The organism is Agrobacterium sp. 33MFTa1.1, from assembly GCF_004328495.1.
In the GTDB taxonomy this organism is placed as follows: domain Bacteria; phylum Pseudomonadota; class Alphaproteobacteria; order Rhizobiales; family Rhizobiaceae; genus Agrobacterium; species Agrobacterium pusense.
Map to the genome: position 1 here is coordinate 2,179,978 of NZ_CP036358.1, position 13,156 is coordinate 2,193,133.

At 59.4% G+C, this 13,156-nt stretch carries 10 protein-coding genes; 7 read left to right on the plus strand and 3 right to left on the minus strand.

All coding sequences use genetic code 11. From position 1 onward, the window contains the following. The first annotated feature begins 32 nt into the window (after nucleotides 1–32). The 7 genes from EYD00_RS11015 (at nucleotide 33) to EYD00_RS11045 (ending at nucleotide 9,713) form a co-directional block, all read left to right on the plus strand. Nucleotides 33–1,925 carry an ABC transporter ATP-binding protein gene (locus EYD00_RS11015; protein WP_004443693.1) on the plus strand — a complete coding sequence of 631 codons (1,893 nt, stop codon included), beginning with the start codon at nucleotides 33–35 and terminating at the stop codon, nucleotides 1,923–1,925. Beyond that, entirely contained in the window at nucleotides 1,922–3,823 is a 1,902-nt protein-coding gene (locus EYD00_RS11020) for an ABC transporter substrate-binding protein (protein ID WP_004443696.1), read from the plus strand. The genes EYD00_RS11015 and EYD00_RS11020 overlap by 4 nt, the downstream gene beginning before the upstream one ends. 1 nt (nucleotide 3,824) lies before the next feature. Next, the gene (locus EYD00_RS11025) at nucleotides 3,825–4,823 is read left to right on the plus strand and encodes an ABC transporter permease (RefSeq protein WP_004443698.1); all 999 of its coding nucleotides are present in this window, start codon (nucleotides 3,825–3,827) and stop codon (nucleotides 4,821–4,823) included. After that, nucleotides 4,820–5,995 carry an ABC transporter permease gene (locus EYD00_RS11030; protein ID WP_004443701.1) on the plus strand — a complete coding sequence of 392 codons (1,176 nt, stop codon included), beginning with the start codon at nucleotides 4,820–4,822 and terminating at the stop codon, nucleotides 5,993–5,995. Before EYD00_RS11025 ends, EYD00_RS11030 begins: the two co-directional genes overlap by 4 nt. A gap of 72 nt (nucleotides 5,996–6,067) precedes the next feature. Continuing rightward, nucleotides 6,068–7,276 (plus strand): glycosyltransferase family protein, encoded by a 1,209-nt coding sequence (locus tag EYD00_RS11035; protein ID WP_004443703.1) that lies wholly within the window; start codon nucleotides 6,068–6,070, stop codon nucleotides 7,274–7,276. Nucleotides 7,277–7,317: 41 nt separating this feature from the next. Beyond that, complete coding sequence (locus EYD00_RS11040) at nucleotides 7,318–8,565, plus strand: glycosyltransferase family 4 protein (RefSeq protein ID WP_004443705.1); 1,248 nt, start codon at nucleotides 7,318–7,320, stop codon at nucleotides 8,563–8,565. Beyond that, on the plus strand, nucleotides 8,562–9,713 hold the full coding sequence (locus EYD00_RS11045) for a glycosyltransferase family protein (RefSeq protein ID WP_004443706.1): 1,152 nt from the start codon (nucleotides 8,562–8,564) through the stop codon (nucleotides 9,711–9,713). The genes EYD00_RS11040 and EYD00_RS11045 overlap by 4 nt, the downstream gene beginning before the upstream one ends. Here the strand turns inward: EYD00_RS11045 and EYD00_RS11050 are convergent. The 3 genes from EYD00_RS11050 to EYD00_RS11060 form a co-directional block, all read right to left on the minus strand. After that, nucleotides 9,679–10,419 carry a copper homeostasis protein CutC gene (locus EYD00_RS11050; RefSeq protein WP_004443708.1) on the minus strand — a complete coding sequence of 247 codons (741 nt, stop codon included), beginning with the start codon at nucleotides 10,417–10,419 and terminating at the stop codon, nucleotides 9,679–9,681. The genes EYD00_RS11045 and EYD00_RS11050 overlap by 35 nt on opposite strands. Before the next feature lie 25 nt (nucleotides 10,420–10,444). After that, nucleotides 10,445–11,650: an MFS transporter gene (locus tag EYD00_RS11055; RefSeq protein ID WP_004443711.1), complete on the minus strand. Its 1,206-nt coding sequence runs from the start codon at nucleotides 11,648–11,650 to the stop codon at nucleotides 10,445–10,447. A 62-nt stretch (nucleotides 11,651–11,712) separates the two neighbouring features. Beyond that, on the minus strand, nucleotides 11,713–13,146 hold the full coding sequence (locus EYD00_RS11060; protein ID WP_004443714.1) for a M81 family metallopeptidase: 1,434 nt from the start codon (nucleotides 13,144–13,146) through the stop codon (nucleotides 11,713–11,715). Nucleotides 13,147–13,156 lie beyond the last annotated feature (10 nt).

Consider the following 13,156-nt stretch of genomic DNA (forward strand, 5'->3'; position numbering starts at 1 on the left):
AACGATAAAGAGGCGGCAAGGAACCCTTTGGCATGAGCGCAGGCGCAGATTTGCTCCGTATCGAAAATCTGCAGGTCTCGTTTTCTCTCATGGGTGGAACGATCGATGCAGTCAGGGGGGCGAGCCTCCGCATTCTTCCGGGAAAAGTAACCGCATTGGTCGGTGAATCCGGCTCCGGAAAATCCGTCATTGGCCAGACGATCATGGGCATCCATCCCAAGACCGCTCGTGTGAATGGCCGCGTGCTGTTCACCGATCCGGAAAACACTGCGGGCGGTCCCGTCGATCTTTTGCAATTGCCCAAAGACGGCCGCGAAATCCGCGCCATCCGTGGCAACCGCATCGGGCTGATCTTTCAGGAGCCCATGACCTCGTTTTCGCCGCTGCACACCATCGGCAACCAGATTGACGAGGCGCTCAGAATCCACAGCATCCTTTCGCCGGCGGAACGTGCGGAAAAAATGTATGAGACACTCGATCTCGTCGGGTTTTCGAACCCGAAGAAGGTCGTGAACATGTATCCTTTCGAGCTTTCAGGCGGCATGCGCCAGCGCGCCATGATCGCCATGGCGCTGATCTGTCGTCCCGCGCTTCTGATCGCCGACGAACCCACGACGGCGCTTGATGTGACCATTCAGGCGCAAATCCTCAAGCTGCTGCGTGACCTGCAGAGCAGGCTGAATATGAGCATGCTGCTCATCACCCATGACCTCGGCGTGGTGGCGAACATTGCAGATGAGGTTGCCGTGATCTATCAGGGCGAGATCATGGAAGCCGGCACGGTCGATGATATCTTCAAATCGCCAGCCCATCCCTATCTCAAGGGTTTGATGGCAGCCGTTCCGCATTTCGACATGAAGCCGGGCGAGCGGCTGAAGGCGCTACGCGAAATCAACGTCGACCATGAAAGCCTGGTGGGCAAGAAGACCGCGACGGTCAACAAAACCCCTGGTCCGCTTTTGACCGTGGACAATATCAGCAAGACGTTCACGACGCGCAAATCGAGCTGGTTCCGCAAAGGTGACGCCAGCGCAACCAAAGCGGTAAACAGCGTCAGCTTTGAGATCCGTCGTGGAGAATGTCTGGGACTGGTCGGCGAAAGCGGCAGCGGCAAGACAACCGTCAGCAAAATCCTCATGCGCGCCGTTCGTCCGGATCAGGGTTCCGTCACCTTCCACCGTCCGCAGGGCGATATCGATGTCCTCAACGCCCGGGACGATGACCTGAAAGAGCTCCGGTCGAAGATACAGATGGTCTTTCAGGACCCGATATCGTCGCTATCGCCGCGCATGACCGTGGGAAACATCCTGAGCGAGCCGCTGGAAATCCACGGTCGGGGTGATGCGAAATATCGCTCCGAAAAAGTGCGCAATCTCGTCAGGGCCATCGGGCTTGGGGAAAGCGCGCTGAACCGTTATCCGCACAGTTTTTCGGGCGGGCAAAGACAACGTATCGGCATTGCAAGAGCCCTCGCGCTTGGCCCGGAACTGCTGATCTGCGACGAACCCGTCTCCGCTCTCGATGTTTCCGTGCAGGCGCAAATTCTCAATCTGCTGAAAGATTTGCAGCAGGATCTCGGGCTTACCTACCTCTTCATCTCGCATAATCTTGCGGTGGTGGATTATATGGCCGATCGCGTGGCGGTCATGTGCGAGGGCCGCATCGTGGAGCTGGCGCCACGGGAAATCCTGATGCGCGCTCCGGTGCATCCCTATACGAAATCCCTGCTGGCCGCCGTGCCTTTCCCCGATCTCGACCGTCCGCTCGATTTCCGCACCATCGGCAAGATCAGCGCGACGGGCAAATTCGACTGGGGCAAACAGTTCCGCGACGAGGGGGACGGCGAGATGGTATCGGCCGATCTTGGGGAAGGCCATTTCGTACTTGCGAACGGCAATGCCGACATGCGGGAGCTTCGCCCTTGATCACGCGTCGCACCGCTCTCGCTCTCTTGGCCTCCGTCTTTGTGCCGGCTTATGCGCGGGCCTCCTATACCGACCCCACCTATTTCAAGGAAAAGCGCGAAAAGGGCGAATTGCCCGACATCGCCGAGCGCCTGCCGAAAAACCCGCGCGTCATCGACATGAAGGCACTTGACCGAGAGCCGGGGAAACATGGCGGCTCGGTACGTATGCTCATTGGCGGCCAGCGCGACATTCGCCTGATGCCGATCAGCAGCTATGCCCGCCTTGTCGGTTACGACGAAAAATTCGAGCTTCATCCGGATATTCTGGAAAGCTACGACGTACAGGAAGAACGCATCTTCACCTTCAGGCTGCGCGAAGGCCATAAGTGGTCCGATGGCAGTGATTTCACGTCAGAGGATTTCCGCTATTTCTGGGAAGATGTTGCCCTCAATAAGGAAATCCACAAGGGCGGTCCGCCGATCGAGCTTCTGGTCAATGGCAAACCGCCCCAGATCGAGGTCGTTGACCGGCTGACCGTGCGATACACCTGGGACGGCCCCAATCCGGATTTTCTGGCGAAACTGGCGGCCGCCTCGCCGGCGCGGCTGTTCTTGCCTGCCGCCTATATGAAACAGTTCCACATCAAATATCAGACGGCGGAAAAGCTCGCCAAGCTGATCAAGAAAAACAAGACAGACGACTGGAGCGGGCTGCATATCAAGATGTCGCGGCAGGTGCGCCCCGAAAATCCGGATCTGCCAACGCTCGATGCCTGGCGTAACACCACCGCGCCGCCGGCCGAACAGTTCGTGTTCGAACGCAACCCCTATTATCACCGCGTCGATGAAAACGGCCTGCAACTGCCCTATCTCGACCGCTTCCTGCTCAACGTCACCTCGTCGGACATCATCTCGGCCAAGACGGCGTCGGGCGATAGCGACCTGCAATATTTCGGCCTCGATTTCGCTGATTACACTTTCCTGAAGGATGCTGAAAAGCGCTTCCCCCTGAAAGTTAACCTCTACAAGCGCTCCCAGGGCTCGCGCATCGCGCTGCTGCCAAATCTCAATTGCGCCGACCCGGTCTGGCGCAGCGCTTTCCAGGATGTGCGTGTGCGCCGCGCGCTCTCGCTCGCGATCAACCGGCACGAAATCAACATGGTCTGTTTTTACGGGCTCGCGAAGGAAAGCGCAGATACCGTACTGCCGGAAAGCCCGCTTTACCGGCAGGAATTTGCGGACGCCTGGAGCGCTTTCGATCGCGCAACGGCCAACAGGCTGCTCGATGAAGCGGGTCTCGACAAGCGCGACAATGCCGGCCTTCGGCTCCTGCCTGATGGTCGACCCGCCTATATCATTGTCGAGACGACAGGCGAAAGCACGCTCGAAACAGACGTGATGGAGCTGGTGACGGATCACTGGCGACATATCGGCATTGCCGTTTCTGTCCGCCCCACCCAGCGCGATGTTTTCCGCAAGCGCGCCATGGGCGGAGAAGTACTGATGTCGGTGTGGATGGGTATGGACAACGGCGTGCCAACGGCCGACATGCTGCCTTCCGGCCTTGCCCCCACCGGTGACGACCAGTTGCAATGGCCGGTCTGGGGGATTCACTATCTATCCGGCGGCCGTGAAGGCAAAGAGCCCGATCTGCCGGAAGCGGCCCATTTGCTTGATCTTCTGAAAAAATGGCGTCGAAGCGTCACCGAGGAAGAACGTCAGGCAATCTGGCTGGAAATGCTTGGCGTCTATACGCAGCAGGTATTTTCCATCGGCATCGTCAACGGCGCGCTGCAGCCCGTCGTCCATGTCAAGCGCATGCGGAACGTGCCGGAAAAGGCGCTTTTCGGTTATGAACCCACTTCCTATCTCGGCGTCTACATGCCGGATAGCTTCTGGTACGACGGAGACGCCTGATATGCTGCGGTATATTCTGAAGCGCGTCCTCGTCATGATCCCGACGCTCATCCTGATCTCGATGCTGGTTTTCACCATCATCGAACTGCCCCCGGGCGATTATTTCGAAAGCTATGTCGCTGAGCTGCGCGCCATGGGCGAAACGGCAAATCTTGCCGAAATCGAGGAACTGCGCGTCCGTTACGGCTTCGATCAGCCCGCCCCGATCCGCTATTTCCGCTGGGCGACCGGCATGCTTGTCGGCGATTTCGGTTATTCCTTCGAATATCAGCTACCCGTGAGCGACGTGGTGGGAGATCGCCTGTGGCTGACGGTTCTGGTTTCCTTCGTCACCATCATTGTTACCTGGCTGCTGGCTTTTCCAATCGGCATCTATTCCGCCACACATAAATACAGCTGGGGCGATTACGGGCTCACCTTCCTCGGCCTGCTCGGCATCGCCATCCCCAACTTCATGCTGGCATTGATTCTGATGTACTTCGCCAACATATGGTTCGGCATCTCCATAGGCCATCTGATGGACCGGGAATATCTGAACCAGGCGATGAGCTGGGCGAAGTTCAAGTCGATCCTTGAGCATATCTGGATTCCCGTTCTCATCATCGGAACGGCGGGCACGGCCGGCATGATCCGCCGCCTGCGCGCCAACCTTCTGGATGAATTACAGAAGCAATATGTGGTCACCGCCCGCGCCAAGGGCCTGCACCCTTTCAGGGTATTGACCAAATATCCGCTGCGCATGGCCCTGAATTTTTTCATCTCGGATATCGGCTCAATCCTGCCTGCCATCATATCGGGCGCGGAAATTACCGCCGTCGTCCTGTCGCTCGAGACCACCGGCCCCATGCTCATCCGGGCGTTGCAAAGCCAGGACATGTATCTGGCGGGTTCGTTCCTGATGTTCCTTGCGTTCCTGACGGTGATCGGCGTTCTGGTGTCGGATATCGCCCTTGCCATACTCGATCCGAGAATCCGCTTCGGAGGTGGTAACGTCAAATGACTTCATCCATTCCGAATCCCGGCGAAGCCCTGCCGCACTATGTCTCGACCGCGCCCTTCGACCCGTCGCTGATCGAACCCAACACGTCTGGCATGGCGGCCTTCAGCAAAGCTTCGCAGTTGAAGCTCATGTGGTGGCAGTTCCGCCAGCACAAGATCGCGGTGTGGTCCGGCGCCTTTCTGGTGGTGCTTTACCTTTCTATTCTGATCTGCGAGTTCCTCGCCCCCTATAATCTCCACACACGCAATATCGAACACATATACGCCCCGCCCCAGGCCATCCACCTCTTCAATGACGGGAAATTTGTCGGCCCCTTCGTGTATGGCCGTGAAATGACGCTCGACATGGAAAATCTGAGGCGTGTCTACCGGGACGTGCCGACCGATATCCAGCCGCTGCGTTTCTTCTGCAAGGGTGACACCTATCGTTTCTGGGGCATGTTCGAGGGCAGAACCCATCTCGTTTGCCCGGCAGAAGGCGGTGAAATGTTTCTTCTCGGCACCGACCGCCTCGGGCGTGACGTGCTGTCCCGTATCATCTACGGCGCGCGCATTTCACTGACCATCGGCCTCCTCGGCGTCGCCATGAGCTTCGTTCTCGGGATTGTGATCGGTGGCCTGGCGGGATATCGCGGCGGCACGTTTGACCTGATTGTCCAGCGCATCATCGAGGTCCTGCAATCCATTCCCAGCATTCCGCTGTGGCTGGCGCTCGCGGCCATCATGCCGGTGACCTGGAGTCCGATCCTCGTTTATCTCGGCATCACCATCATTCTCGGCATGCTGGACTGGACCGGGCTAGCGCGCGCCGTGCGTTCAAAGCTACTGGCGTTGCGCGAGGAAGACTATGTTTTGGCTGCGCAATTGATGGGAGCGGGCACACCGCGTATCATTGGCCGACATCTTATTCCGGGCTTCATGTCCCATCTTATCGCCTCGGCCACCCTGACGATACCGGGCATGATCCTTGGCGAAACAGCGCTCAGCTTCCTGGGCCTCGGCCTGCGCCCCCCGATCACAAGTTGGGGAATTCTGCTCACGGAGGCGCGCAGCGTCAGCGTCATTGCGCTATATCCCTGGCTTCTCATTCCGACGATCCCTGTCGTTCTCGTCATTCTGGCCTTTAATTTCTTCGGTGACGGACTACGTGATGCTGCGGACCCCTTCAGATAAAATGGAATACACCTTGATAAACTGCCCTTCCGAAGCCGCCTTCATCGTGAAAGGCAAAAAGAGGTGTGGCCCATGAGCTCCCGTTTGAACGACGCGCGCATTCTCATGTACAGCCACGATTCCTTCGGTCTCGGCCATCTGCGGCGGTGTCGCACCATTGCGCATGCCCTGGTGGAGGATTATCGCGGTCTCAACGTCCTCATCATTTCAGGGGCTACCATTGCCGGTGCCTTCGATTATCGCGCCCGCGTCGATTTCGTGAAAATTCCGAGCGTCATCAAGCTACGCAATGGCGAATACACCTCGATGGACAGGCATATCGATCTTCAGGAAACGCTGAAGATGCGCCGGTCCATCATCTACCATACCGCCGAAAGCTTCCAGCCTGACATCTTCATCGTCGACAAGGAGCCCATGGGCCTTCGCGGCGAGGTGGAGGAAACACTCGCTTATCTCAAGGGACAGGGCACCAAGCTCGTCATCGGCCTGCGTGATGTCATGGATGCGCCGCAGCTGCTCGAGGCGGAGTGGAAGCGCAACAACGTCATGACCAAGATCGGCCAGTTCTATGACCATGTCTGGGTCTATGGCCCGCCGGATTTCCACGATCCGCTGACAGGGCTCGACGTTCCGCAGGCGGTGCGCGACAAGATGGATTTCGTGGGCTTTCTTCAGAGATCGAAGACACAGGCGGAGACCGCGGCGCATCGGCCGGAAGGCGATTATCTTCTCATCACCACAGGCGGCGGTGGCGACGGCAGTGAATTGATCGATGACGTCATCAACGCCTACCGACATGACCCGGAGCTGACGCACAAGGCGCTGGTCGTGCTCGGCCCTTATATGCCGGCGGATCAGCGCCAGCGCTTCATGAGCAGCGTGGCCGATATACCGCACATCGAAATCATCGAATTCGACAATCGTATGGAAGATCTCGTCGCTGGTGCGCAGGCCGTGGTCTCCATGGGCGGCTATAACACCGTCTGCGAAATATTGTCCTTCGACAAACCCGCACTCGTCGTGCCCCGCACGGTGCCGCGGGAGGAGCAGCTTATCCGCGCCAGCCGCGCATCGGAGCTGGGTCTTTTCGACATGCTCCTGCCGGAAGATGCCGAGAACCCCGCCAAGATGGCGGCCGCCCTCAAAGCCCTGCCGCACCGCGCGCCGCCATCCGTCAATTCGTGCCTGCTGAAGCTCGACGGGTTGGAAAACATATCACGCAGGATTGCCGAATGGCTGCCGCCCGAGGGCGACAAGACGCCGATCACGCTCAGCGCGTAACCCGGCCTCGGCAACCAACGTTCAGAAGAGACGCGCGCAACGTGACTGATGCAAAAAAAATCGTGGTGCTCCTCAAGGGCTATCCGCGCCTGTCCGAGACTTTTATCGCCCAGGAATTGCTGGGGCTTGAAAAGGCCGGGCTGAAGCTCGAACTCATGTCCATGCGCCGGCCGACGGATAAGAAACGCCATCCCGTTCATGATGAGATCCGCGCGCCCGTCACCTACCTGCCGGAGTATCTGCATGAGGAACCTCTGCGTGTGCTGAAAGCCCTGTGGGTATGTCGCAAAAAGCCGGGCTTCACCAAGGCGCTTCGCCAGTTTCTCAGCGACCTGCCCCATGATCTCAGCCGCAACCGCTTTCGCCGTTTCGGTCAGGCGGCCGTGCTGGCCAATGAATGGCCGGAGGATGCCGGGTGGCTGCATGTGCATTTCATTCATACGCCCGCCTCAGTCGCGGCCTATACCCATCTCATCACGGGCACGCCCTGGACGATTTCGGCCCACGCCAAGGACATCTGGACCTCCAGCGACCGTGACCTTGCCGCCAAGCTGCAAAGCGCCCGGTGGGCCGTGACCTGCACTGCCGGCGGCTTTCGGCATCTGCAGACCCTTTCCGGGGTGAGGCAGAACGTGCATCTGAGTTATCATGGCCTCGATCTCACGCGTTTCCCGCATTTCGACACGCCGCGGCCGGCGAGAGACGGTTCAGATGCCGAGGATCCGGTCAGGATTTTGAGTGTCGGCCGTGCGGTCAAGAAAAAGGGAATCGATATTCTGTTGGGCGCGCTCGCCTCGCTGCCACGCAATATCCATTGGCGCTTTACCCATATCGGCGGCGGGGACGAATTGGCTGCGCTGAAAAAACTCGCGGACGAACTTGGCGTCTCCGACAGGGTCGTCTGGACGGGAGCCATGGACCAGAAGCAGGTGCTGGAGAATTACCGGCAAGCGGACCTCTTTGCCCTTGCCTGCCGCATCACCAGCGATGGCGACCGCGACGGTCTTCCCAACGTGCTGGTCGAGGCTGCGAGCCAGGCGATGACCTGCATCTCCACCAACATATCGGGCATTCCGGAGTTCTTCGTCAGTGGTGAAAACGGCCTGCTCACAGAGCCGGAAAATCCAGCGGCCTTCGCAGAAGCCCTGCGCTTGGCTATTACCGATCCGCAATTGCGCCAGCGACTTGGCAGCGCCGCCGAAAACCGTGTGCGCACCGCCTTCGATCATCGCACCAGCATTGCCGAACTCAAGACGCTCTTCGAGACCGAATGGGAAAAGACACCATGACCGAGATGGAAAAGCGGCCCTGTGTTTTCTTTTATGTCCAGCATCTTCTTGGCATCGGCCATATAGCCCGCGCCAGCCGCATCGCCAATGCCCTTCAGGCGGATGGCTTCAACGTGGTTCTGGTGACGGGCGGAACGCCTGTCCCGGGTTTTCCGGGTGAAGGCATCCGTCATGTCGAATTGCCGCCGATTGCCGTCAGCGATGGCAGTTTTACCGGCCTGGTCGACAGTTCCGGCAAACCGGTGGATGACGACTTCAAGAGGCTCAGGACCGATATGCTGATCGGTGCCTATCATGGCGCCAAACCCGATATCGTCATCATCGAGGCTTTTCCCTTCGGCCGCAGGCAGGTGCGATTCGAACTGCTTCCGCTTCTCGATGAGATCGAGGATAGCGAACCGCGCCCGCTCGTCATGGCGTCACTGCGAGATATTTTGCAGGAAAAAACCAAGCCGGGCCGGGATGAAGAAACCGTCTCGCTGGTAAAGAAACATTTCGACGCCGTGCTCGTGCACGGCGACCCGGATTTCGCCCGGCTGGAAGATACCTTTCCCCTCGCCAGCGAGATACGTCAGCGTATTGTCTATACCGGCCTGGTGGCCCCGCTTCCACCGCCGGAACCGGTCGAGAAATTCGATATTGTGGTCTCCGCCGGCGGCGGCGCTGTCGGTGCGGCCCTTGTCCGGGCCGCCCTTGAGGCCGCGCTGCTGCTGGACGGTATCAAGAGCTGGTGTCTCGTCACCGGTCCCAATATGCCACAGGCGGATTTCGATGCGATATTGGCTGCGGCACCGGAAAATATCTCCGTTTTCCGCTTCCGCAAGGATTTCGCGAGCTTGCTCGCCGGCGCGCGCCTTTCGGTATCACAGGCCGGCTACAACACCGTCTGCGATATTCTTCAGGCAAAATGCCGTTCGCTCCTCATCCCTTTCGCGGCCGGCGGTGAAACCGAACAGAGCGCCCGTGCGGAGCGGCTGGCCGGGCTTGGGCTTGCCCATGTGCTGGAAGAGAAAGATATTTCGCCAGCCTCCATGGCCGAAGCGATCAAGGCGGCACTCGTCCTGCCGCCACCCGGTACGGTCCACCTCAATCTCGATGGCGCCGCCGGGACGGCTAGGACGCTGCATCGGCTTTATGATGAGCGGTAAGGATCGCCTTTAGTTCACGCACCGCTGCCTCATCCGTGACTTTGCGCCCCGCCCCGGTGAAACCGAGCTTCGCCACGCGGCTTTCCGGATCATAGTGAGGAACGGCGGAACAGGATGCGTGGATTTCGGTGATTAGAAGCCGGTCAAGCAGCGTCTGCACGCTTTGCGGACGCACGCCGGCACCCGGCATGATGGTGATCCGCCCGGCAGCGACCTCCGACAAGCGGGCCAGAGTGTCCACCCCCTCCAGCGCTGAACGTGCGCCGCCGGAAGTGAGAATTCTGGAAAAGCCCAGCGCAACGGCGGCCTCGAGGGCTTCATCCATGGCGGGAACGACATCGAAAGCCCGGTGAAGCGTTACATCCAGACCGTTGGCATGACGACGCAGCTCTTCGAGCAGCGGGAGATCGAGGGAGCCGTCCTCGCGCGATGCACCGAGCACCACGCCGGAAAGGCCCGCGGCGCGCGCCGCATCTATATCGCGTTTCATCACATCCGCTTCATCACGCGTGAAAACGAAATCGCCGGCACGTGGCCTGATCATCACGCTGACGGGCAACCCATAAGCCGCAGCGCGGTGCATAAAGCCGACAGACGGGGTGACCCCGCCGCCGGACAGTGCCGCGCAAAGTTCGATACGGTCTGCCCCGCCTCTCACTGCGGCTTCCAGGCCGGCCACATCGTCCACGCAAATCTCGAGAATCATCATAGCCTCTTTCATTCGATGGCGGTTACCTGCGGCGACCGATCCCATCAAGGGCGTAGAGCATATAAACCCCGCCAATCCCGACGATCGCCCCGAGGATCGACGTTCCCGAATAATTGGAGACGAGCGTGCCAAGGGCAAAAATCAGGGCGCCCAAACCCGCTCCAAGAAAAATATTGACGGCGATCAGCGAACTGCCGAGGCCCGGCCGGTCCGCGATCAGTTCCTGCAGGTAGGTGATGGGTATGCTGATGATCGCGGCCGCCCCCAGTGCGCTGATGACGGTCTGGGCATAGATATGCCACGGCGCCGATGCGAGCCCCTGCAGGATCAGGTAAACAGCGTAAAGCAGTGCGCCCGCGGCAAGCGTCAGCGTCTGGGGCACCTTCTTTTCTATCCAGCCCCACAGCAGGATGAAAACGATTTCCAGCGCGGCGACGATACCGGCGACGATGCCGATATCGGCCACCGTACCCTTGGCCTGCCCGGTAATGATGAGGGAGCGCACGGAATCGTTCAAATGCAGCATCGAGCAGATCAATGCGATGGCGACGATCCGAAGTAGCACCCGACGCGATCCGATTTCACCAAGCGAGGCGCGCAGACCAAAACGCGCTTCGGTATTGGCCGAGGCGGGCGTGGCGGCGCGCGGCAGGCAGAAGGCCACCAGCAGAAAACAGACGAGCGCGCATATGCCCGAGAACAAGAACGCGGTCAGCATGTTTCCGGAATTCACCAGAAACACCCCCACAAGCCCCGGCACCAGCACCCAGGAAAGCGAGATCGTCGCCCGCATGATGGAATTCACCGCGATCATCTCGCCCGTCGAAAGATTGCGGGCGTCGGCGCGCACATGCGCAAAGATCAGCGAATTCATCGCGCCGAAAATTGGCAAAAGCACGAGTTTGGAGGCCACAAAGGCAGTGGCATTACCGGCGAGATACACCAGCAGGTAGCCGCTGACACCGAACAGCGCAATATAGAGCATTGGCTTGCGATATTCACCCAGCCTGTCAGCGACGATGCCCATCAGCACACTGGCGCTGACATTGATGACGGCGGCAAACAGCATCAGCAGCGAATAGACGGTGTTGCTGAGCCCGATTTCGCGAATGCCGATCACCGCCTGATAGGGCGCGGTCGCCGCATTCGAAAATCCGAAGAACAGGATGGCGAGCGCCCCGATGCGGATCGACGGATTGTTGATGACGATGGAAAGAGCCGACGGCATGGATGTTCGCCTGAGATGATCCGGCAAAGCCGGATCGCTGGATTGAAGCTACCGGACCGTTGTCATCGCCAGCGGACCGAAAGGGCAGGATTCGGGACATAATCGAAGTGCGGCTTCCAGGGATAAAAATCGCCCTCCCGACGGCGATTGGGAAGATTTTCAATATCCTGATTGATTACCCCCTCCGTCAACGCCATGAGGTTGGGATTGGCGATCGGCGCGAGCTCCGGCGACAGGTAACCGGATTTCACCACCAGAAGCCGCACGTCCTTCGGATTGAAGCCAAGACGGGTGAAATCCGAAATCATGTGATAGGGCCGGCGACGAGCCGCCAGAATGACCGTGATTCCGCCGATGGCGATCACAGCCTGCCGCTGATCTGCCGCACCGGGATCGTCCAGTGTCACAACCTCGGCTTCAACGGTGACGGACGGGCTCCTCGGATCAAGACTTCCGCCGATCTTCAGGGAAAGGATCGCGCCTTCGCCCGCCGCAAAACAGGCTTCCACCGCAGGCCTGTCAGTAATGCCGCCCAGCAATGCCCCCTGCCAGTCACGCGCAAGCAGCGCCGCCAGAACATCGGCGCGATCGCCCACCCCGCCGCCAGTGGGGTTATCGCCCGTGTCCGCCAGAATGATCGGCCGGGTGGTCGTCGTTTCCGCAATATCCAGAATTTTCGCGAGTGGCTCCGTCACGGGACCGAAATGAAAATCCTGCCGGGCGTCCCAGTAGGATTGCGCGATCTCGGCCGCAATTGCCTGTGCGGCCGCTTTATCCGTTCCCGTCACCACGGCGCAAGCGGTCGCTCTCGGTTCATCCGCCCAGACGTAGCCGATCATGAAATTCGCATCCCAGATGCCAGGGCGGGCGTCATGATCAGGAAGGAAAGCATAAAGGCTCCTGGCCGGCTCGTCTTCCGTGGAAGTCTTCTCGCCGGGCAGCAGAACGGGGATTTTCGCCCATGCGATACCGGGTCTTGTCCCTGTCTCCAGGGCCCTGATCAACATCGTCCAGGCGCGCACCATCGTCTCCCGCACATCGATATGCGGCGCAGTTCGATAGCCGGCAAATATGTCGAGTTGATCGATGATCGTCTGGCTGACATTGCCGTGCAGGTCGTAGCTCGCGGAGATGACGACATCCGGTCCGACCACGGTGCGGGCGCTTGAAATCCAGTCGCCCTCCGCATCGTCCATGCCTTCAACATTCATCGCGCCATGCATGGCGAGATAAAGTCCGTCCAAGGGCAATGAGGCTTTCAGACGCTCGAGGAATTCCCGCTTGAAAGCGTCGTAGGCCGGGCGCGACACCGGACCGCCCGGCACCGCCCGGGCGTGCAGAAGCGGCAGCACCTCCGCTCCGCCTTCGGCGAGAAAGTTGAAATATTCGGCCTCCAGCAACTCCGCGCCGCGAAAGACGCGAAAATCCTCCTGTCCCATCAACACCGGCGAGTAGGTGCTGCACTCGGTATGGATTCCACCAACGGCAATACGCATGTCGCCTTCC